At 60.1% G+C, this 25,927-nt stretch carries 27 protein-coding genes; 17 read left to right on the top strand and 10 right to left on the bottom strand.

Features of this window, described 5'->3' with window-relative positions:
• Positions 1-126: 126 nt before the first annotated feature.
• Positions 127-816 (bottom strand): haloacid dehalogenase type II, encoded by a 690-nt coding sequence (locus BHD07_RS13415; protein WP_338280693.1) that lies wholly within the window; start codon positions 814-816, stop codon positions 127-129.
• Positions 817-1,422: 606 nt separating this feature from the next.
• Here BHD07_RS13415 and BHD07_RS13410 point away from each other — a divergent pair.
• The 4 genes from BHD07_RS13410 to BHD07_RS13395 all read left to right on the top strand — a co-directional run bounded on the left by BHD07_RS13410 (position 1,423) and on the right by BHD07_RS13395 (position 5,406).
• On the top strand, positions 1,423-2,424 hold the full coding sequence (locus BHD07_RS13410; RefSeq protein ID WP_338280957.1) for a phosphotransferase: 1,002 nt from the start codon (positions 1,423-1,425) through the stop codon (positions 2,422-2,424).
• An 8-nt stretch (positions 2,425-2,432) separates the two neighbouring features.
• Positions 2,433-3,803, top strand: a complete 1,371-nt coding sequence (locus BHD07_RS13405; protein ID WP_338280691.1) for an aspartate aminotransferase family protein — start codon at positions 2,433-2,435, stop codon at positions 3,801-3,803.
• A 90-nt stretch (positions 3,804-3,893) separates the two neighbouring features.
• Positions 3,894-4,577 (top strand): GntR family transcriptional regulator, encoded by a 684-nt coding sequence (locus BHD07_RS13400; protein ID WP_338280955.1) that lies wholly within the window; start codon positions 3,894-3,896, stop codon positions 4,575-4,577.
• A gap of 346 nt (positions 4,578-4,923) precedes the next feature.
• A complete protein-coding gene (locus BHD07_RS13395; protein WP_338280953.1) occupies positions 4,924-5,406 on the top strand; it encodes a GNAT family N-acetyltransferase in 483 nt (160 codons plus the stop codon).
• A gap of 169 nt (positions 5,407-5,575) precedes the next feature.
• On the opposite strand, the gene BHD07_RS13390 is transcribed toward BHD07_RS13395, so the two are convergent.
• Positions 5,576-5,986: a hypothetical protein gene (locus tag BHD07_RS13390; RefSeq protein ID WP_338280689.1), complete on the bottom strand. Its 411-nt coding sequence runs from the start codon at positions 5,984-5,986 to the stop codon at positions 5,576-5,578.
• 94 nt (positions 5,987-6,080) lie between these two features.
• Between BHD07_RS13390 and BHD07_RS13385 the strand changes: the two genes are divergently transcribed.
• Together BHD07_RS13385 and BHD07_RS13380 are read left to right on the top strand one after the other, a co-directional pair.
• The gene (locus BHD07_RS13385) at positions 6,081-6,662 is read left to right on the top strand and encodes a glutathione S-transferase N-terminal domain-containing protein (protein WP_338280687.1); all 582 of its coding nucleotides are present in this window, start codon (positions 6,081-6,083) and stop codon (positions 6,660-6,662) included.
• Complete coding sequence (locus tag BHD07_RS13380; RefSeq protein ID WP_338280685.1) at positions 6,659-7,501, top strand: alpha/beta fold hydrolase; 843 nt, start codon at positions 6,659-6,661, stop codon at positions 7,499-7,501. The genes BHD07_RS13385 and BHD07_RS13380 overlap by 4 nt, the downstream gene beginning before the upstream one ends.
• Positions 7,502-7,648: 147 nt before the next feature.
• Here BHD07_RS13380 and BHD07_RS13375 read toward each other — a convergent pair whose 3' ends face one another.
• On the bottom strand, positions 7,649-8,083 hold the full coding sequence (locus BHD07_RS13375; protein WP_338280951.1) for a VOC family protein: 435 nt from the start codon (positions 8,081-8,083) through the stop codon (positions 7,649-7,651).
• A gap of 338 nt (positions 8,084-8,421) precedes the next feature.
• On the opposite strand from BHD07_RS13375, the gene BHD07_RS13370 reads away from it, so the two are divergent.
• Positions 8,422-8,844, top strand: coding sequence for an SOS response-associated peptidase family protein (locus tag BHD07_RS13370; protein ID WP_445190487.1), 423 nt, complete (start codon positions 8,422-8,424; stop codon positions 8,842-8,844).
• Positions 8,845-8,850: 6 nt separating this feature from the next.
• Here BHD07_RS13370 and BHD07_RS13365 read toward each other — a convergent pair whose 3' ends face one another.
• Positions 8,851-9,126 carry a hypothetical protein gene (locus tag BHD07_RS13365; protein ID WP_338280683.1) on the bottom strand — a complete coding sequence of 92 codons (276 nt, stop codon included), beginning with the start codon at positions 9,124-9,126 and terminating at the stop codon, positions 8,851-8,853.
• 384 nt (positions 9,127-9,510) lie between these two features.
• Between BHD07_RS13365 and BHD07_RS13360 the strand changes: the two genes are divergently transcribed.
• Together BHD07_RS13360 and BHD07_RS13355 are read left to right on the top strand one after the other, a co-directional pair.
• Positions 9,511-10,230 (top strand): response regulator, encoded by a 720-nt coding sequence (locus tag BHD07_RS13360; RefSeq protein WP_102762930.1) that lies wholly within the window; start codon positions 9,511-9,513, stop codon positions 10,228-10,230.
• Entirely contained in the window at positions 10,230-11,666 is a 1,437-nt protein-coding gene (locus BHD07_RS13355; protein WP_338280681.1) for a sensor histidine kinase, read from the top strand. Before BHD07_RS13360 ends, BHD07_RS13355 begins: the two co-directional genes overlap by 1 nt.
• A gap of 152 nt (positions 11,667-11,818) precedes the next feature.
• On the opposite strand, the gene BHD07_RS13350 is transcribed toward BHD07_RS13355, so the two are convergent.
• A complete protein-coding gene (locus BHD07_RS13350) occupies positions 11,819-12,082 on the bottom strand; it encodes a hypothetical protein (protein WP_338280679.1) in 264 nt (87 codons plus the stop codon).
• Between the two features lie 475 nt (positions 12,083-12,557).
• On the opposite strand from BHD07_RS13350, the gene BHD07_RS13345 reads away from it, so the two are divergent.
• The 7 genes from BHD07_RS13345 (at position 12,558) to BHD07_RS13315 (ending at position 20,278) form a co-directional block, all read left to right on the top strand.
• Positions 12,558-12,950, top strand: a complete 393-nt coding sequence (locus tag BHD07_RS13345) for a c-type cytochrome (RefSeq protein WP_275598375.1) — start codon at positions 12,558-12,560, stop codon at positions 12,948-12,950.
• Positions 12,951-13,025: 75 nt separating this feature from the next.
• Positions 13,026-13,496, top strand: coding sequence for a (2Fe-2S)-binding protein (locus tag BHD07_RS13340; RefSeq protein WP_275598376.1), 471 nt, complete (start codon positions 13,026-13,028; stop codon positions 13,494-13,496).
• Positions 13,497-13,506: 10 nt separating this feature from the next.
• On the top strand, positions 13,507-15,678 hold the full coding sequence (locus BHD07_RS13335; RefSeq protein ID WP_338280676.1) for a xanthine dehydrogenase family protein molybdopterin-binding subunit: 2,172 nt from the start codon (positions 13,507-13,509) through the stop codon (positions 15,676-15,678).
• 602 nt (positions 15,679-16,280) lie between these two features.
• Entirely contained in the window at positions 16,281-17,012 is a 732-nt protein-coding gene (locus BHD07_RS13330) for a helix-turn-helix transcriptional regulator (protein ID WP_338280674.1), read from the top strand.
• A gap of 208 nt (positions 17,013-17,220) precedes the next feature.
• On the top strand, positions 17,221-18,291 hold the full coding sequence (locus BHD07_RS13325; protein WP_338280672.1) for a class I SAM-dependent methyltransferase: 1,071 nt from the start codon (positions 17,221-17,223) through the stop codon (positions 18,289-18,291).
• 170 nt (positions 18,292-18,461) lie between these two features.
• The gene (locus tag BHD07_RS13320) at positions 18,462-19,697 is read left to right on the top strand and encodes a hypothetical protein (protein WP_338280950.1); all 1,236 of its coding nucleotides are present in this window, start codon (positions 18,462-18,464) and stop codon (positions 19,695-19,697) included.
• 59 nt (positions 19,698-19,756) lie between these two features.
• Positions 19,757-20,278 (top strand): GNAT family N-acetyltransferase, encoded by a 522-nt coding sequence (locus BHD07_RS13315; protein ID WP_416385311.1) that lies wholly within the window; start codon positions 19,757-19,759, stop codon positions 20,276-20,278.
• Between the two features lie 96 nt (positions 20,279-20,374).
• Here BHD07_RS13315 and BHD07_RS13310 read toward each other — a convergent pair whose 3' ends face one another.
• On the bottom strand, positions 20,375-21,346 hold the full coding sequence (locus BHD07_RS13310) for a GlxA family transcriptional regulator (protein ID WP_338280669.1): 972 nt from the start codon (positions 21,344-21,346) through the stop codon (positions 20,375-20,377).
• A gap of 103 nt (positions 21,347-21,449) precedes the next feature.
• Here BHD07_RS13310 and BHD07_RS13305 point away from each other — a divergent pair, with 103 nt between their 5' ends.
• A complete protein-coding gene (locus BHD07_RS13305; protein ID WP_029961246.1) occupies positions 21,450-22,052 on the top strand; it encodes a hypothetical protein in 603 nt (200 codons plus the stop codon).
• A gap of 133 nt (positions 22,053-22,185) precedes the next feature.
• Here BHD07_RS13305 and BHD07_RS13300 read toward each other — a convergent pair whose 3' ends face one another.
• From BHD07_RS13300 to BHD07_RS13285, 4 genes are read right to left on the bottom strand one after another with little or no spacing between them, the layout of a single operon-like run.
• A complete protein-coding gene (locus BHD07_RS13300; protein ID WP_338280665.1) occupies positions 22,186-23,181 on the bottom strand; it encodes a Gfo/Idh/MocA family protein in 996 nt (331 codons plus the stop codon).
• Positions 23,178-24,059, bottom strand: a complete 882-nt coding sequence (locus BHD07_RS13295; RefSeq protein ID WP_338280663.1) for a sugar phosphate isomerase/epimerase family protein — start codon at positions 24,057-24,059, stop codon at positions 23,178-23,180. The genes BHD07_RS13300 and BHD07_RS13295 overlap by 4 nt, the downstream gene beginning before the upstream one ends.
• Positions 24,060-24,081: 22 nt before the next feature.
• Entirely contained in the window at positions 24,082-24,915 is an 834-nt protein-coding gene (locus BHD07_RS13290) for a carbohydrate ABC transporter permease (protein ID WP_338280661.1), read from the bottom strand.
• Positions 24,912-25,835, bottom strand: coding sequence for a carbohydrate ABC transporter permease (locus BHD07_RS13285; protein ID WP_018098108.1), 924 nt, complete (start codon positions 25,833-25,835; stop codon positions 24,912-24,914). Before BHD07_RS13285 ends, BHD07_RS13290 begins: the two co-directional genes overlap by 4 nt.
• Positions 25,836-25,927 lie beyond the last annotated feature (92 nt).

Raw genomic sequence — 25,927 nt, 5'->3', positions numbered from 1 at the left:
AGCAGGTCACTCGTGCGGAAGGGGTCCCCGGAAAGGCCGTGCTTTGCTCCCCTTCGAACGATAAAGAGAAGGGGCGAATGAACCGCCCCGGTCTCATCGTAGCAACAGTGCCTGAGCGCTATTTTTTCAGGCGCGTTTGAGTGCGGGCTCCAGGCCAACGGCGGCGGCTAACCCGCCGATATCCTCGATCTCGGTATATTCGTAATAGGGATTGGCTGGCTCATGGCCGCGGTTGACCCAGACCTTGCTCTTGATTCCCAGGTCATAGGCGGTCATCAGGTCGTAACGGAAGGATGAGGACACATGAGTAATGTCTTCGGGCCCGCAGCCGAGCTTGTCGAGCATGTATTCGAAGCCCTTCATCAGAGGTTTGTATGCCCCGACTTCTTCCGCCGTGATGACCATATGGATGGGCGCGCCCAGCTTTTCCACGTTCGACATGATCAGGCTGTTCATGGAGTTCGACAGGATGACCAGCGGAATTTCCTCGGCCACCCTGGACAGGCCAGCCGGGACGTCCGGGTGCGGACCCCAGGTTGGCACTTCGTCATAGATGCGTTGCGCGTCTTCCAGTTTGAACGGGATACCGATGCGTTTGCAACTGCGTTCGATGGAATTGTGCACCACTTCGAGGAAGGGTTTCCATGGCCCTAGCACCTCGTCAAGGCGATAGCCTCTAAAAGCCTCGACAAAGCGGGCCATCGTTTCTGGGGAGAGGCGCTCGGCGTAGACGCGTCGCGCAGCGCCGGCCATATCGAAATTGGTGAGTGTGCCGTAGCAGTCGAAGGTGACGTACTTCGGTCGAAATCGAGTCATGGCGTGTATTCCTTCCAATTTTCACGGCACAGTGTGCCTATACAAGGTCAGGTTGCTGGGCATGCCGCCTCGTCTAAAGAGTCGCGGTGCCGATAGACCGCAATGCGGCAGCGTATCTGATCAGTTTCATTGCCTTCGCCTCTTTTGGTATCGGGCCAATTCACCCAGCGGAGCACTCCAACTTGCTTGCTGCACTCCGGCCAGTGGGGAGGACATTGGCATAACTTTGTGGCAATGGCAATTAAATTGTCCAACAATTTTTCGAGACTGATCGTCCTGCTGCTTTCCGGCAGCTTGAGTGCGTCGTTATTCACACAACACAAATTGCGCGGTGATGCGACGCAACCCCCTGGTATTCGCTCGTTTTGGTGTCCGCATTCACCAGAAAATCTCGCGAATTCGTTAATCTTCCTTTGGCAGAGAAAGACCATTCAAACGGCAAGAAATTTCAATCAAAAAATAAATTGTTGTACAAAAATTGGAAAGTGAGATACTAAGGCCTCGAGCTGCCCATTCCCGAGGCAAGATCTGAATGAGTTAAAGATGGGTCACAAGCATCAGTGCGGGCCAGCCCGCGTCCCTGAGCTTTCCGAGGTGTGCCACCCCGTGGGCGCTGCGGAAGCCGAAGAAATCGCCGAACGGCTATATGGCGCGCGAGGCTCGGCCACGCGCTTTGAAACCGAGAAAGACGACACGTTCCTCCTCAACTGCGCGGCCAGGGGGAAGTTTGTGCTGAAGATCGCTCATCCTTCCGAGCGGATGGAGGAGCTCGATTTTCAGGTCGCCCTGCTGCGTCATCTCGAGCAGCGGGCGCCAGATCTACCCGTCCCCCGTGCACTTCGCGACGCCGACGGTGTGGATTTGCCCAGCGTCACCACCAGGGCCGGCGAGCGGCGGGTGGTGCGGCTCATCACCTTCCTCCCCGGTACGCCGCTCGACCGGACATCTGCCACAGCCCCACAGCGCGAGCGGATCGGTGAAATCCTGGCAAAGCTGCGTCATTCCATGGCCGATTTCTCGCATCCCGCAGACGGCCGGGCGCTGGCATGGGACGTCACCCATCTGCTGGATCTCGCCGATCTGTTGAGTTTCATCCCCAGGGGCGGCAAGCGGGCCTGGACCGTCCGCGCGCTCGAGCGGTTTGCCGAAGTCAAGCCGAGCCTCGACCTGTGCCGGCGGCAGGTGCTCCACAACGACTTCAATACGTCGAACCTAGTCGTCAATCACGCCAGCCCGCAGTTCCTGACCGGCGTCATCGACTTCGGCGATGCGGTCCGTACCGCTGTCGCCGTTGATGTCTCCACGGCGTTGATGAATCAAATGCCAAAAACGTTCGACCATGGGAACCGGCGTGACCTGTTCGACGAACCGCGCGACGTTCTGCGCGGCTATCTCCGCCACGCCGAACTGACGGACGAGGAACTCCGGCTCATCCCCTTCCTGTCGATGGGCCGTCTTGCGGTCCGTGCGCTGTTGACGTGCTGGCGCGCCGAAATCTTCCCGGAGAATAGCCGCTATATTCTGCGCCATACCGAAGCCGGCTGGGCCCACCTCGAGTGGTTCCACTCGATTTCGACCGCACAGATTTCCGATCTTCTGACACGATAGGAACCGTGATGTCCCAGCAATCGACTACCCTGCCCAAGGGCTTCCGTGGCGACATGCCAAATGGCTTCAACCCCCAGGACACGTCTCATCTCACAAGCGAAGATTTGGCGCATATCGCCAGGCGGCAAAGGCTGCTCGGGCCCGCTTATCGGCTCTTCTACAAGTCGCCGGTTGAGATCTCCCGTGCCAAGGGCGTCTTCCTCTATGACAGGCACGGCGACGAATATCTCGACGCCTATAACAACGTGGTATCGCTGGGTCACTCTCATCCACGCGTCATCGAGGCGATCCAGAAGCAGCTCGAGGTACTCTGTACCCACACGCGTTACATGCAGGAGCCCCTGCTGGACTATGCCGAAGCCCTGATCAATACGTTCGGTGGCGAACTCGGCCGAACCGGATGCGCGATGTTCACATGCACCGGCTCGGAAGCCAACGATCTCGCCTTGCGTATCGCGCGTTACCACACACGCAAGACCGGCGTCATCGTCACGGCCGAAGCCTATCACGGCAACAGCGGCGCGATAGCGGCAATCTCGCCGTCGCTCGGCAAGAAGTCGGCTCTGGATCCCTATGTCCGCACGGTCGCCGCGCCCGATTCCTACCGCCTACCCGTCGAGGAAATCGGCCGGCGGATGGCGGAGGACGTCGCACGGCAGATCGCCGACATGGAGCGGCATGGCGGCGGCCTAGCGGCCTTCATCGCCGACTCCGTCTTCTCGTCCGATGGTCTCTATGTCGATCCGACGGACGTATTGGCGCCGGTGGCGGAAGTGGTGCGTAAGGCAGGCGGCCTGTTCATCGCCGACGAGGTGCAGTCCGGATTCGGGCGGACCGGCACCCATTTTTGGGGCCACTCCCGTCACATGGTCGATCCGGACATTGTGACAATGGGCAAGCCCATGGGCAACGGCTATCCCGTTGCCGGCGTAGTCCTGCGGCCCGAACTCATCGCCGAATTCGGTTCCAGCATGCGCTACTTCAACACGTTTGGCGGCAACTCCGTCGCTATCGCCGCTGCAAGGGCCGTGCTCGACACGATCCTCGAAGAGGGCCTGTTGGACAACGCCGCCAAGGTCGGCCGCGAAATCCTCGACGGCCTGCGGGACCTGCAGAAGAAATATGAATTCGTCGGCGATGTTCGCGGGGCCGGCCTCTATTTCGCCGTCGAACTCGTCAGGGATAGAGACCGGAAAACGCCGGACATGGACCGTGCGCTTGCTGCCGTCAATGCATTGCGCGACCGGCGCATCCTCATTTCCGCGACGGGAGCGGACGCGCATATCCTCAAGATCAGGCCCCCGCTCATCTTCACATCGGCCAATGCGGCGCGTCTGCTCGAGGGTGTCGACGAGGCGCTTCGGTCCGTCCAGATCTAGGACCCGGGCGGCACAAGATCATCTCCCTTGCCCTATGCCGCCGCATGTGGCGTAGGTATGAAAACAAAATCAACGAGCAAAGCCACAGCCATGCCGACGCTGCACGCCACGAATCAAGCCGAAGATCTTGAGATGAAAGTCGAGCCCATGCCGGCTAGCGCGGTGGAAACCCTGACACACGCCTTGCGACGGCGCATCTTGTCGGGAGATTTCCATCCGGGCGAGTTCCTTCGCGACGTGAAGATGTGCGAGGAGCATTCGACCTCGCGGCACACATTCCGTACAGCAGCCCAGGTGCTCGTCACGCAGGGCCTGCTGCGGCAGATACCGAACAGAGGCTTTGTGGTGCCTGAATTCGGGCCCGACGATATCGTTGATATCACACGCGTGCGCGGCGCCATCGAAGGCGAGGCCATTCGTCTGATCGTGCTGACCGGCGTCATCCCATCTAAGGCGCTGGAAGCGGTCGAGGTTATGCACAGGTCGACTCTATCCACCGACAGATCCCTGTTGGTTGGCGCGGACCGTGACTTCCACCGCGCGATTATCGCCGCTAGCGGCAGCGCTCGGCTGAAGCGAACCTATTCAGACCTCGAGGGCGAGATCGAGCTTCTCCTCGCACAGCGGCAGGATTTCTACGCCACTGCCGAAGAAATGGCGGAAGAACACGAGCGGCTCATCAACAGCTTGAAAAGCCGCCACTACGATACGGCGCGGGAGGCGTTCCAGGAGCACTGGGAAGATCTCCAGATCAAATTGCTTGATCAACGCTGACCAGCGCTCCGCGCCCATAAGGCGACGCTGTGGATGCCGGCGCCGCCGGTTCGACGCGGAGCAAGCACCATCTCGGGTGCTTCCTCTCCGGCTAGGACAAGATGCTGGTCGATGCCATGACGGTGCGGATGACGCTAAAGCCGCAGAGCCTCAGCCGCGTACCGGCCGGATTCCTCGGCCCATCAGCACAAACTCGGGACGAAAGGTCAGGTTGGCTCTTTCGATTTCGAGTGGAGGGTGATGCAACCTCGAAGCGCCGAGGCGGAGCCGCCATTTGCCAGTGCGCAAAGGATAAAACACCATGACCCGCTTCTCAGCGCCTACCGCCAAGGCTAATGATGCCGCCATGTATATTCGCCCCGCCTCATCCGCAGACGCTCCCGCCGTTTGGTCAATTATCGAACCCATAATCCGAGCGGGAGAAACCTATGCGCTTGATCCCAACCTGAGCCGGGCAGAGGCTCTCGCGTACTGGATGGGAGCAGACAAGGAAGTCTTCGTTGCCGAGCAAGCGGGCGCCATCCTCGGCACCTATTACATGCGTTCGAATCAGGCGGGCGGTGGTCAGCATGTTTGCAACTGTGGATACGTCACAGCACCTAATGCGACCGGTAAAGGCGTCGCACGTAGTTTGTGCGAACACTCAATGGCAACCGCCCGCGGCCACGGGTATCGGGCGATGCAATTCAACTTCGTCGTGAGCACCAACCTGCGGGCCATTTCGCTATGGCAGAAAATGGGTTTTGAAGTCGTGGGCACATTGCCCGGCGCGTTCAGGCACCCGACGCATGGCTACGTTGACGCCTTCGTTATGTATCAAGCGCTATAAAGGCAGTTGGCGTTCGCGATGTAGAGTGAGATGCTGTCCTGCCCGTGCGGTCGCGGTGACAGTTGCGTCCTTGGCCGTTTCAGCACCCGCCCGCCGATGGCCGCGATAGGACGGTGAGTGGATGAGGCAGATCGCACCGTCGAGTCTGACAAGCGATTCCACGCAGTTTTTAATCGAGATCAACGGAGTGCCTGACTGACCAGCGCGTAGTTGCGGTGATACGTGGGTCTGCTTTGCCCGCACGCGGCCCGCGACGTCGCGTCTTGATCCCACAGCCGGCGTCGTTGAGCCCACGCGCGGGGAGCCATCCTGCACGATCCGTGGAGACATCCCTATCGATACGGACGAACCTGCCCTGCTCGCGCAGAATCACCATCAATGCCGAACGGTCATGGTCGTTTGCCGCGCGCTCCAGCGCCACCAAGTAGGCATGATCGCCGCTCTCGCTCCATGTTACATGGGCGGGCGCCTCAAGCCGCAACGGCTCGCCCTGTTGCTGCACGGCCTCTCCGGTCACAGCAAAACCCACCTTCTCATCGAGCGGCCGATATTGATGCTGCGGGCATAGGAGGGAACCCATTCCTCCTCGCCCTAAAACCGCTTGCATTTTCGAAGAAGTACACCTAATCTGCAACCAGTTGCAAATTACAAGCAATGGCGGAGGAGTTGGAACGATGAAGCTCTACTCAGCACCTGGTTTCACCAGCTTGGCCGATCATATCGCGATGCTGGAGGCTCGAATTCATTTCGACCTGGTCAAGGTCGACCTCGAGAGCAAACAGATCGAAGGCGGCGGCCGTTACACGGACATCAATCCTACGGGCTATGTGCCTGCCCTTATGTTCGACGACGGTGAGCTGCTGACGGAGAATGTCGCGATCCTGGCATGGATTGCCGATCGCGCACCGGTGCTCGCCCCTGTTGGTCATCTGGGCCGATACCGCCTGCTCGAAATGTTGAGCTTCATCGCGACCGAGATTCACAAGCGCTTTCCCGTCTACTTGGCGCTTCCGGCAGATGTCAGGGAGGCGACCGGCCGCGAAATATTGCACTGGTTCGGATTCATCGCGGGTCGGTTGGACCGGGGCCACCTTTTCGGAGAGACCTTTACGGTCGCGGACGCCTATCTCTTCCAATTGGCATGGGGTGCGGCGCAACTCGGGTTCCCTCTGCCCGAGCCGTTTGGCGATTACATCGCACGGATGGAACAGCGGCCCGCGGTTCAGACGGCGCTGCGCCGGGAGGGTCTCGCATGAGCGAGCTCGTGATCCGCACTGATGGGGTCGAACTCGCGACGCAGAGCTTCGGCAACCCAGCCCGTCCACCGCTGCTCCTCGTCATGGGCGGGATGGCGTCCATGCTGTGGTGGTCGGACGAGTTCTGCCATCGACTTGCCGAGCGGGGCCGTTTCGTCATCCGCTATGACCAGCGCGATTCCGGTCTTTCGACGAAGTATCCCCCCGGTCGGCCGGGCTACACCTTCGACGACGCAGTCGATGACCTTTTCCGCGTGCTCGACGGCTACGGGATTTCGAAAGTTCATATCGTCGGCTTTTCGCTCGGCGGCATGGTGGGACAGGTCGCCGCGCTGAAGGCTCCGAAGCGCACGCTTTCCCTGACGGCGATCAGCACCTCGCCGGTCGGAATGGACACGTCCGATCTTCCGACCAGCGGCGAGGCTTGGATGGAACATATGTCTGTGGAAGCGGATTGGTCGGACCGGGCAGACGCGGTCACGTACCTCGTTGAGGACGCGCGCCTGACTGCGGGGACGGCACATCCGTTCGACGAAGCCGGGACCCGCGCCTTCCTCGAGCGGGATTTCGACCGGTCCGGAGGCTATCTCAGCGCCACCAACCACAGCATCCTATTTGAGGTCGGCGAGAGGTGGCAGGGCCGCCTGAACCGAATGAAAGTGCCTCTTCTCGTTCTGCACGGCACAGCCGACCCGGTCTTTCCCGTCGAGCACGGCGAGGCACTCGCGCGAGCGGTAGCGAATGCGAACTTCGTGAAGATCGAAGGTGGCGGCCATGAAATTCATCCCGGAGATTGGGAAGAGATCATTTCTGCTATCGACGAACATGTCGGGGAATGAATTCCCGCCAGGTGATAGTGAAGGAGGGTATCGAGGTGCCGTTCTTTATGACGCGGTAACGAAGCTGTGCTGCTGGCAGGACCGGGTGATGGGTTGAAGTCCCCGCCGCAGGACGCGCGCGCGAGGTCTGGTTTGTCGTCCGGCCGATCAATCACCCTGGTCCTCGGGCGGCAGATTGGCCGGGTTCCACACGACCTCCCACAGATGCTCGTCCGGATCGGTGAAATATCCGGCATATCCTCCGTAGAACGTCTTTTCAGCAGGCTTTACGATCCGCGCGCCGGCACCGGCTGCCTCTTCCATGATCTCGTCCACTTCGCTTCGCCGGGACACATTATGGCCGATCGAAAACGACGTCGCGCTGGCTGGGGCCTTCGGCAAGCCGCTGTCATGCGCTAGGTCGTCCTGCGCCCAGATTGCCAGTTTCATGCCGTTGGCGAGATCGAAGAACGCCACGGCGCCATGCTCGAATTCGCGGCCGACGATCCCTTCCGTCGGCAGCTTCAGACCGTCGCGATAGAACGCGAGCGACCGTTCCAAGTCGGCAACGCCAAGCGTCAGGACAGATATCCGCGCCTTCATGGTCATTCCCCATCCGATCGAGCTATGCCGTGTGGCAGCATTAACTGACTGCAGGCGAATACCTTCTAGACCTGATGCTCTTCGTTGATCTGCTCACGCATCCAAACAAGAAATTTCTGGAGGGGCAGTGACGGTGCTATGCTCTTGGGCCAGGTCAGATAATAGCCCTCGCCACTGTAACAGGTCATGCTGAAAGGCGCTACGAAGCTGCCGGTCTGGAGATGCCGGTTGACGAAAACCTTCGTCGCAATAGCGACCCCGATGTCCAAAGACGCAGCCGTCACAAATGGCAGGCCCGATTACGGCGTCACCAACATTCGCAACGTCGACTCTCCCCATTGGCGCGGCTGGACCGGGGTCAAGAACCGCTGCCTCGTACCGTGGACCGCCTTCTGCGCGAATATGAGGACACGAAGCCGAAGAAGACTGATCGCTGGTTCGCCATCAACGACACGCAGCCACTAGCCTTCTTCGGCGGCTTCTGGACGCCATGGAAGGGCGCTCGTGGCTCGATGAAGACCCCCGCGGGTCGGCGAGCACGAACTGTTCGCCTTCTCACCTGCGAGGCCAACTCAGTCGTCAAGCCGATCCATCCGAAAGCAATGTCCATCATCCTGACCGAGCCGGAGGAAATCGAGCTGCGGCTGACGGCCGATTGGAAGGACGCCAAGGCGCTGCAGCGGCCGTTCCCTGCAGAGGCGGTGACGTTGCTGCGGGTTGGCCAGCAAACAGAAGCTGGTCAGCAGGCGACGCTCTTCTGAATGCTCTCAACGCTGGCGGCTGAGTCCCTGGTAGTATCCACCTTCACCGCCCTTCACGACCCGTTGAACCGGTTTCACCGTGCTTGGGAAGCCATATGTGGCGGAATTTGTCCTGATGCCGCCGGTCGCGCTATCGTCGGTTTTCTTGGCAGGCGAAGCGGCTCGGCTCTTCGCATTGATATCAACGCCTTCGTAGTAGTCGAAGGCGGCGAGCGCGGGTCCGAAGCTCGTAAGCGTCCCAAACGAGACGATGGCGGCTGCCATATAGTGCTTGGTAGTCATTGAATTCTCCTTTGTGCGGGTTCGCCATCGCGCCCTGGCTCGGGAGGTGTCAGGGCGCGATGGCGACGAAGTCCGAACAGATGCGAGGGAACCGCAAGGCGTCGGACAGGAGAGACCCTAGAGGTAAGTTGTCGCGTGTTTATGCGAGTGAATGTGCTGTTCGGGGCAAAGTGTATCAACGACGGTTGGGGGTCTTGGATGCTCGTGCCGCCGCAAATTCCCCGATTTAGTCATGTTGCCGGGCAACATGGGGCGTACAACAGAATGCCATCGTCCAGGCCGAGGTTTCGCAGTTGACACTGTTTGATACACTTTTTTGAATGCGGAGCCTGGGCGCTGGCGATATGTGTTTGTAAAGACAACTCCGCCCCGGACGAGAGCGATATGCAACCGACGCCTCACATCGCCGTTGTGGATGATCATCGCGATATTCGCGACCTGGTCGGGAAATATCTCACACAACAGGGCTACCGTGTTTCCGTCGCGGAAAGCGGCGAAGCGCTTCGACGCCTCTTGGAGAAGGGCGCCCCCGATCTCGTCGTGCTGGACATCATGATGCCTGGCGAGGACGGCCTGACCGTCTGCCGTCAGTTGCGCACGACGACGGAGCTGCCGGTCATCTTTCTGACGGCGATGGCAGACGGGACGGACCGGATCGTCGGCCTGGAACTCGGCGCCGACGATTACATCACGAAGCCGTTCAACCCGCGCGAACTCCTGGCAAGGATCCGGGCGGTGCTGCGGCGCGTCAACAGCCTCCCGCCCCAGCGCGGAAGGATCAGGGCCAAATCGATTCGCTTCGACGTCTGGGAACTCGACACTGGCCGCCGGGAGCTCCTCGGGCGCGATGGCGTGAGCGTGGCGTTGAGCACGGCGGAGTTCCGGCTGCTCAATGCCTTCCTGGAGCACCCCGGTCTGGTGTTGAGCCGTGACCAGCTGCTTGACCTGACGGCTGGGCGTGCGGCCGAGAGCTTTGATCGCAGCATCGACAACCAGGTCAGTCGGTTGCGCAAGAAGATCGAGAGCGACCCGAAAAATCCATCTTTGATCAAGACGCACTGGGGTGGAGGATACAGCTTCGTGGCGGAGGTAGAAACCTACTGATGCGGTGGTGGAGGAAGAGCCTCGCGGCTCAGTTCATCTGTTTTCTGTTGATGGCGCTTGTGTTGTCGCAAGTGATCGGGTTTCTAATCTCCTGGGACGAACGCGACAAGGCTTTGCGTGCGGCATCGAAGGGTGAATTCTTGAGCCGTACGGCGTCGCTTGCAACTCTGCTCGAGTCCATTCCTCCGGGTTTCCATACCGATGTCCTGCGGGCAAGCGGAACAACGTATACACGCTTTTGGATGTCGGGACACGATCCCGTCGATACGCTCGCCTGGCGAAAACAGGCAGTCGCGCAACTGGAGGAACCGCTACCCAACCTGCTCCCAGCCTATCGCCCGCCTGAGCTAACCTCGGCTGCGCCAGCCAAGACGCCGTCAGCCAAGGGTCTCAAGCTTTTCGAGAGGGCAATTGCCTCTGAGGGCTGGACGCGACTTTCGACTGACGTATGGAGCCTGCCCCGGTTTGCCAAGTTTCTTCCGCTGGGCGATTCCCACGGCATGGGACTTGCGGTCCAACTCAGCGATGGGCGCTGGCTGAACTCCGTCTATCGCAAGACGATGCCGAATCCTTTCTGGAACACGCAGTCCCTCGTCTCGCTCGCCGTCACCGCGACAACGCTTGCGTTGATCGGTGTCTTCGTAGCTAACCGCATGGCAAGACCCATGCGCCGGCTGGCAGGCGCCGCGGAGGCTCTCGGCAGAGGCCAATCCGTCGAGCCACTGCCGGAAACGGGTCCCGATGATATTCGCAGGACGACGGAGGCCTTCAACCGGATGCAGGCGCGACTTACGCGCTTCGTTGAGGATAGGACGCGCATGCTCGCTGCGATCAGCCACGATATTCGCACGCCGCTTACTTCGCTGCGTCTGCGGGCCGAGTTCGTGACAGATAGCGACGCTCAGCAGAAAATGATGGCGACGATCGGCGAGATCCAGACGATGACCGAGGCAGCGCTTGCCTTTGCGCGCGAGGAGGCCGTGACGGAGCCAACCCGTACCGTCAATTTGACGGCTTTGATCGAAAGCCTCTGTGACGACCTTGCTGACCTCGGGCAGAATGTAACATTTCTCGATAGCCCCAAGATCACCTATCGCTGCCGTCCGGACGGCCTCAGGCGCGCCGTCCGCAACCTGATCGAAAACGCCGTGCGCTACGGCAACGAGGCTCGCGTCCAGCTCAATGAGACGCCCTCCTCCGTTCGAATCGCAATTGAGGACAAGGGGCCCGGGATTCCCGAAGCAGATTTCGAGCGTGTTTTTGAGCCATTCTTCCGACTGGAGTCCTCGCGAAATCGCGAAACAGGCGGGGTTGGCCTAGGCCTGTCGATCGCCCGGGCAACCGTTCGCCACCACGGCGGCGACATCACCCTGTCGCGACTGAAGAATGGCCTGAGCGCGACGATAACGCTTCCCAAGTCGGATCGAGGCGCTTGAAGCGCTGCTACCTTGGCTGTGGATAAGGCGTTCCGGCCGCCCTTGCGCGGATAGCGGCAACCCTACCGTCCAGATCGGCGACGAGCGCATACCGCATCCCGGCGGTGCAATGGCGATGTGTGCGGCCGCGCCCTTCCCTGATTACCGGCTTTTCAGCTTGTGTGCCGCAATGACGATTGCACGCCGTAGGCCTGAGCCGGCGCCAGCTTCAGGCACGGCGCTTGTTTTTCGGCACTTTCTGTCTGAGCCGCGCAAGTCTCTTCGCTAAGGTCAGCCGCCGGAACAATCATCGCGGCGCAAAGGATCGAAGCTGCACTCAGCAGTAAACCCGCTAATACATTCGCCGCTGGCCGCGCACCAGCTTCACGGCGATCACGAAGATACCCAGGCTCACTCTCGACGAGTTTACGTTTCATGCTTCAGAACTTTCTTGAGGGATGATTTGATGGTCGAAGCTTAGCCGCAACTTGTCGCAATATTTTCCCAGATTCTATGGTAATTTGTATCAGCATGTGTCGGACAGCTTAGTGTAAGGTGCCGGAAATATAATTCACAACCGAGTAGCGGCCGAATATGCGTCAAAAATAAAGCTCCCCAGAGCCGAAATTCAGCTTGACACTTTCACCAGGGAAAACTCGCGCGGGCGGAGCAAAGCCGCAGCGCCAAACCAACCGTCGTGGCGTGGGAACTCGATCGCCCTGCGCCTGTGGCATCCGGCCAGCCTGTCTCGCGCTCGGCCTCATCCAGCATGTTTTGAGATAATTCGTTACAACTCGGCAGTTCCACCGGCAAATCTCTGCGACAAACGCCAACTATCCTTCGGTTGTCGAAGCGATCTGCACGGGAGGTGTTCGTGCCCTGCCTCGCAGCCGCCAACTCCGAGGATTGTTCATGAAAAACAAGCATCTGATCTCCGCTCCCATTCTCGGTGCCCTGCTCTGGCCTGGCGCGAGCCCGGCACAGGAACCGGCGGCTACCGCAGGCGAGAGACTTTTCCGCACCCGCTGCGCCTCCTGCCACAGCCTGAATCCGGGCGAAAACCGTGTCGGTCCGCATCTATCCGGGCTCGTTGGCCGCTCAGCCGGTAGTGTGGAAGGCGCTCGCTACTCGAAGGCACTCAGCACATCGGGATTCGTCTGGGACGAAGAGCGTCTGCAAGACTACTTAAACAATCCACGCCAGGCTGTGCCGGGCACCACGATGAGCGTCAGCATTCGCGACGCGGCGCAGCGATCGGCGATCATCTCCTATCTGCGGAGTAATCCTGGCGAGACGACCCAGTGAGGCAAGCATGCGACTGGTGAACGTTCAAGCAATCGCTGGCGGTTCGCCGCCGCTAACCCGGCAAGGAAAGGTATCATGGCTCAATTGACCATCAACGGCGAGACGCGGAATATTGAGGTAGATCCCGAGACCCCCCTTCTTTGGGTACTACGCGAACAGGTAGGTCTGACCGGCACCAAATTCGGCTGCGGGATAGCGCAATGCGGCGCCTGCACAGTCCATATAGACGGTGTTGCGACGCGCTCCTGCGCGTTGCCGGTCAGTGCAGTAGAATCAGGTCAAAAGATCGTCACGATCGAAGGCCTGTCCGAGGACGGCTCCCATCCGGTCCAGCAGGCATGGCTGGCGCTCGACGTTCCACAATGTGGATACTGTCAAGCTGGCATGATCATGGCGGCCGCCGCCCTCATCAGCAGCACGCCAAGTCCGAGCGACGACGATATTAGCGCCGAGATTACCAACATTTGTCGCTGCGGGACCTATAACCGCGTCCGCGCCGCCATCAAACTCGCCGCTGAAACCGCCAGCGCATCCCAGAAAAGATGAGGACCTGACCATGACAGTCGCAACCTTGTCGCGCCGCAAATTCCTCATTGGCACCGCCGCCACGGCCGGCGGCCTCTCGCTCGGCTTCCATGTGCCCTTTGCGGCGCAGGCTGAGGGGCGCTCCGCCGTCCTTCCTGAGATCAACGCTTGGGTGCTCATCCGCCCGGATGACACCGTGGTGATCCGCATCGCTCGTTCGGAAATGGGCCAGGGAACATTGACAGGTCTCGCACAACTTGTGGCCGAAGAGCTCGAGTGCGATTGGTCGAAAGTGACCACCGAATATCCCACTCCCGGGGACAGCCTAAGGCGAAACCGCGTTTGGGGCAGCTTCTCGACCGGCGGCAGCCGCGGTATTCGTGAGTCACACCAATATGTGCGCGAGGGCGGAGCGGCCGCACGGCAAATGCTCATCTCAGCTGCCGCGAGCCTTTGGGAGGTGTCCGCTGACGAGTGCTCGGCCGCGAACAGTGTCATCACCCACGCTTCTTCGGGTCGCACCGTCACATACGGCACGGTCACCTCGCTAGCCGCACAGATGCCGCTGCCGACGAACATCGCTCTAAAAGCACCGCGGGAGTGGAAGATCGCCGGAAAGCCGCTACCGAGGCTCGACACGCGCGACAAGCTCATAGGCAAACAGATTTATGGCGTCGATCTGACGTTACCGGGCATGTTGAACGCCTCGATCAAGGCCTGCCCGGTCTTTGGAGGCAAAGTTGCAAGCTTCGACGCGACGGTCGTATCTGGAATGCCCGGCGTACGAAAGGTCGTCCAGGTCGATGACACGGCCGTTGCCGTCGTTGCCGACACGTGGTGGCAGGCGCATTCCGCCCTTAATGCGCTGCCGATCGTTTGGGATGAAGGCCCGAACACGAACGTCACCAGCGAAACGATTGCCGCGATGCTGAGAGAAGGACTGGATGCGGAGGACGTCGTCGCTGGCACGGCGATCGGCGATGCGCGAGCCGCGCTTGACGGCGACGCCAAAGTGGTGACGGCGACCTACTCCTTTCCGTACCAAGCCCATGCCACCATGGAGCCGATGAACGCTACGGCGCGATATACGACGGACAAATGCGAAGTCTGGGTGCCAACACAAAACGGAGAGATGAGCCTTGCCGCCGCGGCCGAAGCATCCGGCCTGCAGATCGAGCAATGCGAGGTCTACAAGCTCCACCTCGGTGGCGGCTTCGGCAGGCGCGGCAACTATCAGGAATACGTCCGTCAGGCCGTAAAGCTCGCCAAGGAACTCCCGGGCACACCGGTGAAGCTGATCTGGTCGCGCGAAGAGGACATGCTTCACGGTGCCTACCACCCGGTAACGCAATGTCGTTTCAGAGCTGCGCTCGACGCCAGTGGTAACGTGGCTGCTCTTCATATGCGGATCAGCGGCCAGTCAATTCTGTGGCCACTTCGCGCCGAAGTGCGCGAAACCGGTCGCGATCCGGCCGTCTTCCAAGGTCTGAACGATGGCGGGACGGAGGGCGCCTTTGGCTACACCATTCCCAATCTCCTGATTGATTACGCCATGCGCAATCCGCCAGTTCCTCCCGGTTTCTGGCGTGGGGTCAACCTCAATCAGAACGCGCTTTACGTCGAGTGCTTCATCGATGAACTGGCGCATGAGGCCGGCATCGATCCACTCGAATTCCGCCGCAAGCTGCTCGTCGACCATCCCAAGCACCTTGCCGTTCTCGAGGCAGTCGCCGAACGGGTCGGCTGGGAAAAGCCGGCAGGAAACGGGATCCATCGCGGTCTTGCCCAGATCATGGGATTCGGCAGCTACGTCGCAGCCGCGGCGGAAGTCTCGGTCACAGACGGTCAGCTTAAGATCCACCGCATCGTCGCGGCGACGGACGCGGGCCACATTGTAAATCCCGCCCAAGCCGAGCGGCAGGTGGAGGGCTCGTTCGTCTATGGTCTTTCAGCCTGTCTCTATGGAGAGTGCACGATCAATGGCGGTCGCGTCGAACAGGAGAATTTCGATACCTACGAAGTCATGCGTATGGACCAGATGCCGGCCGTCGAAACCATTCTCATGCCATCGGGGAATTTCTGGGGCGGCGTCGGCGAGCCGACGATCGCGGTAGCGGGACCAGCGGTTCTGAATGCGGTCTTCGCGGCCACTGGCAAGCGCATCCGACAATTGCCGTTGAAGAACAACAGCCTCGGCGTTTGATGGGTGGTGGCGAAGGCATCGCGCGCTGCCGAGGCGCCTTTCAACGACGCTTTATGAGACCCCGTTAGGGCGCCCGGATGATTTGCCCTCTCGGCGCAAGCTTCAGGGACGAGAAAGGAGGCTCCCGACGCGACCGCGGGTGATGGTGCCGCAGCCATGGCGGGTCAAACCCCGCAAGCTGGCTTAGGCAGCGGCGCCATGGGCGCACCTCGCCAGTGATCTGCCGCTCGAGATAGAGGATTGTCAGCTCGCCCAAGTGGCCGAGCGTTACCTGGAGGTTCGAGAGCGGTTGAATACCCCGACCATGACGATGCGAAAGAACTGGATGCCAGCTCAATACCTACCCGCCGGGCCCCCTCCTGAGTTCTTGTTAGCTCTGACGCCGACGCCGAAGGTAAGAACACCAACTCCCCGTTTTTTTACCCAAAGTCCTTCCACCTCATCCAACGTGAACCCAATGAGATTGCGCACTGGCGACGATTTCGGCCACTTGCATCTTCCTACAATTTCGCTGCCCGAGCGCTGCCATTAAGATCCGGTTCTCCGATCTGAACAGTCAGGGTCGAAACACAGAGCGATGGCAGCAAACTGAAATTTCCCCGATGGTCGACAACCGCAGACTCTCACTGTCCCTGAGGACGCTCCACGCAGCGAAGCATCGCGAGGACCTTCACCCCGCATTGTGCGAACTTTGCGTGCGACACGGCCTGTCGCACATGACATTGCTTGTGGTTCGCAACGGAGGTAGGTCGGGTTTGTACCCTGACTACTGCACGACATATCCAGATACGTGGACTGAGATATACATCGACAAGGGCTATTTCGACATAGACCCGGTGATTGACGTCGTCCGTTGGGGGTTCCTCCCGGTGGACTGGTCCTCTCTCAATCGGCGGTCAGCACAGGTCTACCGATTGTTTAAGGAAGCGCGTTCGTACGATATTGGCCCCTATGGCTTGACGATCCCCATCCGAGGCTCGAAAGGCGAACGGTCTCTCTTTTCCGTGACCTCGAACCTGCCCAAGCGCGACTGGTCGCGGCTACGCGCTTCGAGCATTCACGAGCTGCAGATCCTTTCCCACTACCTTCATGAGACGATGCTGTCTGCAAGCGGTCTTCGAGAGATTGGCCGCTACCGGAACCTCTCCAGGCGCGAAAGCCAGTGCCTTCAGCTTCTTGCAACAGGTCGGATTTCCAAACAAATAGCCGCGGATCTAGGCATCTCAGAAAACGCGGTGAAGTTGTACCTGCGATCGGCAAGACAAAAACTCGGTGCTTTTACAAGTTATCACGCCGTTGCCAAGGCAAGCTTCCTCGAGTTGATCAAAATCTGACCGCGCCCGATCGCATTCGCGGCCCGTCCCTCTCTTTCGACATTCCCGGAACGGTCAACCTCCCGAATTAGGTAGATTGGCTACCCGCTCCCCTGGGTCCACAGATGAGATCAGAAGCTCACGCATGGCAGATGCGGGCGGCAAATAAAACATCTCGACGATGGCTGAGATGAAGCACGCCACCCGCCGGCTATATCGGGAGGTAGCGATGGTGGATCGAATAACTATTGAACATTGGCGGAATGCTCCCAGACTTACCGCGTTCGCAGAGTTCTTCGAAAGAACCGCCAGCGGAAAGGGTGGAGCACCGGACCTTGCCGAACCGAAAATCGACATGAGCCTGCTCGACTTTGATCTCGAGAGCGCAATTTTCGCGGATACGCATCGGCGTCTTTGGGGTCCTTTTGACAGCCATTACTTTGCCAGTATTCCCTATAGGCTTGAAGAGGAGTGCCGTCTGGGTGCTGCACTACTTTCCTTCGCCTTAAGGACCTGGGCGCGCAACGCCTCCCCAACGACAATATACACGCTGGGCACGGGCACCGGTTGCCTCGCGCGCACGCTCGCCACGCTTGGCGATGGTCGCATCGAGGCGCTCTGCTGCAGTCCAACCGCAGCCAATCGAGCGTCGTTCTTCGCGAACCGGGGAAGCGAGCACGCGCACTTCTTCCACGGCCCATTCTTTGAGTTGGACGACGATCGATACGCGACCGACAAGGATCTTCTCCCATTTCGGGGCGGCTTTGACGTGCTGTTGGAAGACACGACGTTTCAGATGTACGACCGTGATCGGCTAAAGCAGCTGGAGTTCGTTGTTCCTCGCATCCGGTCTGGCGGTCTCCTCGTGCAGGTGCAGAAGCTCGCGCATGAAGACCACGACATCTATGAGGAACGCGAGCGGCAGAAGGACGAGCTTTTCAAGACCCGATTCTTCTCCACAGGTCACATCTCCAAGAAAAAGGATGAAGTCCTTAACACGATGACGGATCTTCAAGTCGATCTGGCGACCACGGTAGCCGCTCTGCGGGCGTTTTTCCGATACTCAGTGCTGACCTGGAACAGCGGGAATTTCTACACCATCGTGTCATCCAACTCCCGCGCTTCCATGTTGGAATTGGTTTCGCTGATGGTGAAGCCGGCAATTCCACCGAACTATTGCTACGAACGATTGCCAGCGGCGATCATCGATACCGAGGCAGAGGCCTTGGCTCCTGATCTGACGTGGCGTAGCGCGAATACCATGATGCTGCTCGCCCCCAAGCTCGGCGTCATGAAATGACGATAATCGGAAAGGCCGGCGAACATTGCAGCGCAGCCGACGTGCGCCGCACGTTGTCTGCCTTGATGCCGCATCTTACCTCCTATTGGGAATGTCCCCTTCGACACTACGCGTCGGTTGCCCACGACGTCGAGAAATTCCATTCCGAGTGTTGCGCGCGTCGCCATGCAATGGAGCTGCTATGCCGTTGCGTCGAGCGGGCAGCTCTCAGATCCGGTTACGACCCTGAGGAAGCTCGAAGCGCCAGCCTTCAGTTGATGGGGGCACCGGTACTGCAGACCGGTCCGCATTGCCTGCTGCTGATCGAGCCGGATGCGTTCTACACGCATCTGTTCAGCCTGCTAGGCCTGCAGGCCCATGGCCGCGAATGGTACATCACCTATCATGCCTCGACGGTCAGTTTCTCGGAAAAGGCAAAGAAGGGTCCCGGCTGGCTCTGGCTTCAAGACGAGCCCCTCAACGTCTTCGGCTTACCCCGGAGCCGAATGGATTCATTCAGCATCTGCGGGTTGAATGGTCCCTATCGCTTCGCGCTATCGAATGCCAAAGGCGATCCGGCACCAAATGCCACTGCCGCCGGTCTCCTCGGCGAACTGCCGTCGGAGGAATTTGCTTCTGCGACCGACGCAATCAGGGCGGCCAATCAAACCCTCTGGCGCGGCAAGCTCCCCTCCCCCATCAAGCTGCTTCAGCTCGATGATTTCGACATCGCAGACCTGGTCGCCGACCATCTCGAAGACGCTGGATCCTGGATGTCGGCTGATTTCATCGGAGACGGAAAGGTCGCCGAGAGCATCCTGGATTCCATGGATCGCCTGAACATTGGACCGTGGCAGGGTTGGGTCCGCAGGACGACCGATCTCTTCTGGCGCATGGAAAAAGGGAGGATTGTTCCGCTCCGCCTCCAGGACAACGCCCTCAGGGCCAAGTGTCCGTCGGACTTCGAAGTGAAGTTCCGGCCGGACAGCATCGCTGCGGCGCTTCGGCAGCGAGCGATCGTGCCGAGCCTCTATACTGTGTTCCTGGTGACTTCCATTTTGCCCGGCGTGAGAGCGCTTGGGGGATGTCGCCAGACGATCTACTACCCGCTTATGCGCTATCTCACCGCCATCGGGCTTGAGCGATCGGGTGATTTCGATTTCCTGACCGAAATGCGTGAAGACGACCAACCTGGGCTTTGGGGCCATCGTGTCTTGAAGCCTCTCAACGGCAATCCCTTCCGGGAGATCAAGCTCTTCAGAGGAGCCGAGACGCCTCTTGAAACATACGCGGCGATGCCTTTGGTGCAATCGAGCGGTGACCTCGCAAGTTTCATCAGCGATCCGATTTGGGCGGACCTTTCAGGGCACATCGCCAGCGGAGCTATCACCTTGGGGTCCGAGGAGTGGCAGTGGTCGGGCTCGTGATCGAGGATGCTGAGCGGCTTCGATGCTGGGATTTCGTCCGACCTGACCTGGAACTTTTGTTGGAGGTCGACGTGTCGATTGAAGAAGAGGCGGTAATCAGACGCCTGTCAGTCCGGGACGTAGACGTGTTTCGCCGCATACGCCTGGAGGCGCTTTCACATGAACCGCTTTCGTTTGCGAGTGTATATGGCGATTGGGTCCATCTCTCCGACCGCGAATGGCGGCGACATCTCGACCAGCCAGTTTTCGCCGCGTTCTTGAATGGTGAGCCCGTCGGCATGATGGGGCTAAGATTTGAGCGTGCAAGGAAAATGGCGCATCGTGCAAGGCTTGTCAGCGTGTATGTGCGGAAAGGCGAACGAGGGACCGGGGTTGCGGCAACCCTTTTGCATGAGGTTACGGAGCATGCACGAGACCGCGGAGCACTGCAGCTGGAGCTTGCCGTAAATGCCGAGAATTCGGCAGCGATACGCTTCTATCAGCGTCACGGATTCCTAGAGGTTGGCCGCATTCCGAACGGCTTACTGGGTCACGATGCGGAGAATGACGAGTTAATCATGGTCCTGCGCTTGAAGAGATAACCATTTCCGTTCGTTTCACTTCACTCGCCTCATTAGGCCCAATTGACGGACATTTGTTGTATTATGAGTTCAGCTGAGCTTTGCGTCTAACAAGGCTCACCTGTTCGTATGGGTCTCACGGAAGAGTCGCGGCGTCACCCCGAAGCGTCTTTGGAAGACCTGCGTGAAGCGTGCGGTCGGCGCAAGCCCCACCCGCCTTGCGATTTCCTTCAACGGAAGTTCTTGGGAGAGCAAGATACGCGCCGCGTCCAGCCGCACGGTCTCGATATACTGTGCCGGCGTCTCGCCGATCGCGGCGACAAACCGTCTGTAAAACGTCCGTTCCGAGAGGCCAACCCTGGCTGCAAGGCTCGGCACATCCAGCGCGGTATCGAGATTGGCTTGTGCCCACACCAGGAGATCTGCGAGAGGAGCATCGGCTTTCGCCTGGGCACGCAGCAGCGGGCTGAACTGAGACTGATAGCCGGGACGGCGTGCGTAGAGGACTAGGCGCTTGGCGACCCGACTGGCAAGCGCGCTGCCGAGATCCTCGCTGACCATGGCGAGGGCCATGTCGATACCGGTGGTTACTCCCGCCGATGTCCAGACGTTGCCGTCGACGACATAGAGTGCATCGGCGTCGACCGTAAGGGAGGGGTAGAGTCGCGCGAGCGCTTCGCAGGCGCTCCAGTGTGTGGCAACACGCTTACCGTCCACCAGTCCCGCCGCTGCGAGCACAAAGGAGCCGGCACAAACCGACCCGAGTCGTCTGACGGACGAGGCGCTCCGCGACAACCACCGCCCTAGTTCCGGCGTCCGGGTTGCTGCCGTGACCGCGCCGGCCTCGGCCCCGGCCACCAGGATTGTGTCAACCTCTCGTGGCACCTTCGCCAATGCTTTGGTTTCGACGATGACCCCGCTGCTACTAGGCACCGCACCGCCGGTCGGCGAGGCCAAATGCACGGCATAGCGTCCAGGCTCCCCATCCTCTGCGAGTGCGTGGTTGGCGGATGCGAAAACGGAAGCCGGGCCGGTCGCATCCAGCAATTCGAAGTCTTGATAGACGACAATGACGATATGATAAGGCACTGGCAGGAATTACCATCTTTTTGTCATTCCTGCCAACTCTGTGTGCCTGCTAGTGTTCACACCGGTGGTCGGCCAAGGACCACCACCGCAGGGAGGAGTAATCATGACTGAAGCATCGCAACCATCAAAGTCAGCGCCCGAATCCCCCACGTCGGGCTGGCAGTCGATACAATGGTGGCCCACGGCTATCGGCCTGGCATTCGCGGCTTTCGTTTCGGTCGATCTGCTCAATGGTTCGGAGCACGGCACGGACTTGGCTGCGATCGTCGTCGCCTCGGGCCTCGTGTACCTGGCAGCGGCTGCCTTGGAGATTCCGTGGGTTTCCTGGCCGGTATTCCTGCTATCGGTTGTAGTGATCACCGTCGCAAGGTTCGGCCTCATACCTTTCGATGCGACATGGGCGATGCTTATCCTCGCCGCCCTCTTTGCGGTCTATGGCGTGATCCGGGCTCTGAGACGTCCTAACCGCGAACTGCCGCTGCAAGCCATCGCAATGAGTGCCTTCGGCGGTTTAGCCACCGTGGCCCTCTTTATCAGCCCCTTTGTGGGAGCGCTGCTGGTAGCGGCGGGACTGGTCGCGCATGCCGGCTGGGACGTCTATCACCACGTCAAAAACAAAGTCGTCGTACGGTCGATGGCCGAGTTCTGCTTCGTGCTGGACACTGCTCTCGCGATCGTCATAGTCTTAGCAACACTGAGAGGCTGAGAAGGCTGAGACGGGCACCCTGCCGTAGGTTACGGCGTTGAGGTTGATCTCGATGCGCTCGCGCTGCGACGCCCTTCGACAACCCGCGCAGTGTCCGCTGTGACGCAACCTTGTCATGCCTTGGCCTAAAAAACTACAACGCCAACTCGCGGCGCAATGCTTCGAGACGTTCCATGGCAATCACGCCGTCTGCGATCGTCGGGGCCGAAGTTTTATTTCCCGCTAACGCCGGGATAACGTCGGCGAGCAGCGAATGGTAACCCTTTGGGTCCTCGTTGGCGGCCGCAGTGAAGTTGGGTTTCCAGATTAAAGTGTCGACGGCATCGTTAAGCGTGGCAGCGGGATCGTCGACCTTAAAGGGCGGGTTGCGGTTCCAGCGTACGTCGATGACGTTGTCGACCTCGATGCGCTGGTGATCGCCCATAATTTCGATGCGTTCGACGGGCGCGCCGCGCGATTGCGCGGTGCCCATGGCGATCGTGCCGATGGCGCCGCATTCGAAATCGAAGTTCACATGGAAGAGCACCTTGCCCCTGCCCTTCTCGACCTTGCGCGCCGTCAGCTTGGTGACCGGGGAGACGAGGAAGGAGACGAGGTCCATGTAATGCACACAGTGATGCAGAAAGAAGCCGGTATAGTCGACATTGCCTGCGAAATAGCCGGGCGCGGTCATGTAGTAGCCGGTAAGGCCGTAGATTTCGCCGAAATGACCAGACCGCAGGATGTTGGCCGCGATCTTGTTGCCTGCTGAATAGCGCTTCATGAAGCCGAGAAGCAGCGGCTTGCCCGACTTTTCCGAGGCAGCGAGCAGTTCGCGTGCCCCGGCGGCGCTACCGGACGGTGGCTTTTCCATGAAGACGGGAAGGCCCCGCTCTAGCGCCATCTTGCCGAACAGGAGATGCTGGTCCGGCCCCACCGCCATGCCGACGGCGTCGATGTCGGAGCGGCGTATGAGCTCCTCCGCATCACTCGTCAGGTTTGAGACGCCGAACTGCCGCCCGGCCGAGGTCAGACGATTGCCGTCGATGTCGCAGAGCGCGCCGATCTGCACATCATGGCGAACGAGTTGCGGAAGCAGCATCTGAGTGGCGTGGACGCCGCAGCCAATCCAACCGATCTTGAGTGTCATCGACGATATTCCGTAAGCAGGATGTGGGACTTGATGAATGCGGCACTCGCGGCGAGACGTTCGCTCTCGTCCTCGTGCGGAGCACGCCACTGCGCAAAGGGAACGCCGAAGCGGTCGTCGTTGCGACGGAAGGGTTCGAGCGAGATAGGGCCGCCGTAACCGATATCATGGAGCGCGCGGAATACCTCGACCCAATCCGTCGCCCCTGTACCGGGAAAGCCGCGGTGGTTCTCGTTGGCCTGAAAATGCACGACGCGCTTTCCGCCGAGTCGGATCGCCTCGGCAATGGAGGCTTCCTCCATGTGCATGTGGAACGTGTCGAGCATGAGCTGGATGGCTGGATGATCGACAGCGTCGAGCAGTTCAATCGCCTGCTGCGTGGTGCAGAGCACGTCGCTTTCGAACCGGTTGAGCGGCTCGACCGCCAGTACGACGTTCAATCTGGCAGCATGATCGCCCGCTTCCTTCAGGCCCGCGACGCAGCGAGTCTTGCGGGAAAAGCGCTCCTCCTCGCTCACCGGCTGCGGCGGCCGACCGGCAAAGACGAGCGGGTTGCCCGTGAGCGGCCCGCCGACGATCGTGGCGCCGAGAGCTGCGGCGCAATCGGCCGCATATTTGAGGTAGTCGACGCCGGCGCGATGCGCGACCGGATCATCCGACGAAAGATTGCGCTGCAGGTTGACGCGGGCGGCGAGAACGACCTGGAGCTCGGCGGCCTCGAGCGCATGGCGCGCCTCCTTCAGGTCGAGCTCGCCCGGTTCAGGCACAAGAAGCTCGACGAAATCGTAGCCGAGCCTTTTCATCTCGGAAAACAGCGGGAAATGCTCCGACGTAAACGGCCGCGCATATTGCATGGAGATCAACCCGACGGGGTTCATTGTCTGTCCTCTTTCACTCGGTTCAGCCCTTCACCGCGCCTTGGGTCAGCCCGCCGATCAGGCGGCGCTGCACGAGAAGGAAAAGGATGGTGGCCGGCATCGCGCCGACGACGGCGCCCGCCGCAAGCAGGCCCCATTCGATCTGGTATTCTCCGATCAGCGTCTGGATCGCCACCGTGACCGGACGGACGTTCCTGCCGCCGAGCGTCAGCGCGTAGAGATATTCATTCCAGGCCGTGATGAAGATGTAGATGCCGGTGGAGATAATGCCTGGTATCGTGAGTGGCAGCACGACCCGGAGCAATGCCGTCAGCCGCGAGCAGCCGTCGATCATCGCCGCCTCGTCAAGGCTTTTCGGGATCGCGCCGACATAGCTCGTTAGCATCCAGACCGCGAAGGGAATGGCGACCGTTGCATTGGCGAGGATCAGGCCGAAATGGGTGTCGAGAATGCCAGCCTTCCGCATCAGCACGAAGAGCGGCAAGATCAGGAGCACGATCGGGAACATGTTGATGAGCAAGAACTGCAACATCAGAAGCTTGCGGCCCGCAAAGCGGAAGCGCGAGAAGGCGTAGGCGGCCGTCACCGCGACGGCAAGGCCGAGCACCACTGTGCCGCAGGCTATGATCAGGCTGTCGAGCATGTTGTCGAGGAAGGAGGTCTGCTGGAGCAGGCGCACATAGTTGTCGAGGCTCCAGCCGGCGGGCGAGACGGAAACGCCGGTCGCGTTCAGCGCCTCCGTCGGCGTCAGCGAAGTCAGCACCATCCAGACGAAGGGCCCCATGGCGAAGAGCACGATCAAGAGTACCGGCAGGTCGGTGGTGAGGATACGGCGGAACGTGGAGGGTTTGTTCATCGCTCAACCTCCCGCATGGTACGGGCAAGATAGACGGCGACGATCGCGCCGAGCAGGATCGTGAAAGTCACGGCGATCGTCGTGCCGTAGCCGAAATCGAGGTTCTGGCGGGCGCGGACGAAGGCGTAGAGCGGCAGGGTATGGGTTGCATAGCCCGGGCCGCCGCCGGTCATGACGAAGATGACGTCCATGGAATTGGCGACCCAAATGACGCGAAGCAGTCCCGCCGTCGCCAGCACCGGGGCGATACCAGGCAGCGTGATATGCACGAACTGGCGCCATGGAGAGGCGCCGTCGATGGACGCGGCCTCATAGTGGCTCCGTGGAATTCCCTGGAGGCCGGCAAGGATCATGACGGCGAAGAAGGGAAAGCCCTGCCAGGTGAGCGTCGCTATGATCGCATAAAGCGCTAGATTCGGATCGGCAAGCCACGGCACGGCGGACTGCACGACAGAGAGATAGATGAGGATATCGTTTAAGACGCCCGTATTGGGATCGTAGATCCAGCGCCACATCAACGCGATCACCACGCTCGGCAGGGCCCACGGAATGATGATGAGGGCGCGCGCAAGTCCCCGCCAGGGAAATTCCCGGTTGAGCAGCAGCGCAGTCAACAGGCCGAGCCCCATCTGAAGCGGCACTGTCAGGCCGATCCAGATGGCGGTATTGCCGAGTGCAGTCCAGAAGACGGGATCGGCGAAGAGCTTCACATAATTCCCGAACCCGACGAAACGGCTGGCGTTCGGCTTCCATAGGACAAGATCGTAGAGACTGGTGAAGACCGCCTGGGCCATGGGAAAGAAGACGATGAACAGCGTGACGACCACGGCCGGCGCCAGCAGCATGTATGGCATCAGCCGCACGCTCCAGGGCGTCGGAATGGCAGGCGTCGTCGGAGATGGAGCGGTTGTCGCGGTCATGCGGTCGTTCCCGGCAGTTGGCATTCGGAAGCCATCCGCCCTGAGGTTCGGGCGGGCGGATGGCAAGGGTGGAGCGTGCGCAGACTGCTCGC

The organism is Sinorhizobium sp. KGO-5 (assembly GCF_036245905.1).
Lineage (GTDB): Bacteria > Pseudomonadota > Alphaproteobacteria > Rhizobiales > Rhizobiaceae > Sinorhizobium > Sinorhizobium meliloti_A.
Note: the sequence above shows the minus strand (reverse complement) of the source record. Positions and strands in the feature narration are given on the sequence as shown.

Bases quoted from the DNA above. Each gene is read 5' to 3' on its own strand.
- BHD07_RS13305 (WP_029961246.1), top strand. From the start codon at position 21,450: ATGACTGAAGCATCGCAACCATCAAAGTCAGCGCCCGAATCCCCCACG.
- BHD07_RS13380 (WP_338280685.1), top strand. From the start codon at position 6,659: ATGAGCGAGCTCGTGATCCGCACTGATGGGGTCGAACTCGCGACGCAG.
- BHD07_RS13355 (WP_338280681.1), top strand. From the start codon at position 10,230: ATGCGGTGGTGGAGGAAGAGCCTCGCGGCTCAGTTCATCTGTTTTCTG.
- BHD07_RS13340 (WP_275598376.1), top strand. From the start codon at position 13,026: ATGGCTCAATTGACCATCAACGGCGAGACGCGGAATATTGAGGTAGAT.
- BHD07_RS13300 (WP_338280665.1), bottom strand. From the start codon at position 23,181: ATGACACTCAAGATCGGTTGGATTGGCTGCGGCGTCCACGCCACTCAG.
- BHD07_RS13395 (WP_338280953.1), top strand. From the start codon at position 4,924: ATGTATATTCGCCCCGCCTCATCCGCAGACGCTCCCGCCGTTTGGTCA.
- BHD07_RS13345 (WP_275598375.1), top strand. From the start codon at position 12,558: ATGAAAAACAAGCATCTGATCTCCGCTCCCATTCTCGGTGCCCTGCTC.
- BHD07_RS13375 (WP_338280951.1), bottom strand. From the start codon at position 8,083: ATGAAGGCGCGGATATCTGTCCTGACGCTTGGCGTTGCCGACTTGGAA.
- BHD07_RS13415 (WP_338280693.1), bottom strand. From the start codon at position 816: ATGACTCGATTTCGACCGAAGTACGTCACCTTCGACTGCTACGGCACA.
- BHD07_RS13390 (WP_338280689.1), bottom strand. From the start codon at position 5,986: ATGGGTTCCCTCCTATGCCCGCAGCATCAATATCGGCCGCTCGATGAG.
- BHD07_RS13400 (WP_338280955.1), top strand. From the start codon at position 3,894: ATGCCGACGCTGCACGCCACGAATCAAGCCGAAGATCTTGAGATGAAA.
- BHD07_RS13320 (WP_338280950.1), top strand. From the start codon at position 18,462: ATGGAGCTGCTATGCCGTTGCGTCGAGCGGGCAGCTCTCAGATCCGGT.
- BHD07_RS13385 (WP_338280687.1), top strand. From the start codon at position 6,081: ATGAAGCTCTACTCAGCACCTGGTTTCACCAGCTTGGCCGATCATATC.
- BHD07_RS13405 (WP_338280691.1), top strand. From the start codon at position 2,433: ATGTCCCAGCAATCGACTACCCTGCCCAAGGGCTTCCGTGGCGACATG.
- BHD07_RS13335 (WP_338280676.1), top strand. From the start codon at position 13,507: ATGACAGTCGCAACCTTGTCGCGCCGCAAATTCCTCATTGGCACCGCC.
- BHD07_RS13365 (WP_338280683.1), bottom strand. From the start codon at position 9,126: ATGACTACCAAGCACTATATGGCAGCCGCCATCGTCTCGTTTGGGACG.
- BHD07_RS13285 (WP_018098108.1), bottom strand. From the start codon at position 25,835: ATGACCGCGACAACCGCTCCATCTCCGACGACGCCTGCCATTCCGACG.
- BHD07_RS13350 (WP_338280679.1), bottom strand. From the start codon at position 12,082: ATGAAACGTAAACTCGTCGAGAGTGAGCCTGGGTATCTTCGTGATCGC.
- BHD07_RS13330 (WP_338280674.1), top strand. From the start codon at position 16,281: ATGGTCGACAACCGCAGACTCTCACTGTCCCTGAGGACGCTCCACGCA.
- BHD07_RS13295 (WP_338280663.1), bottom strand. From the start codon at position 24,059: ATGAACCCCGTCGGGTTGATCTCCATGCAATATGCGCGGCCGTTTACG.
- BHD07_RS13290 (WP_338280661.1), bottom strand. From the start codon at position 24,915: ATGAACAAACCCTCCACGTTCCGCCGTATCCTCACCACCGACCTGCCG.
- BHD07_RS13325 (WP_338280672.1), top strand. From the start codon at position 17,221: ATGGTGGATCGAATAACTATTGAACATTGGCGGAATGCTCCCAGACTT.
- BHD07_RS13360 (WP_102762930.1), top strand. From the start codon at position 9,511: ATGCAACCGACGCCTCACATCGCCGTTGTGGATGATCATCGCGATATT.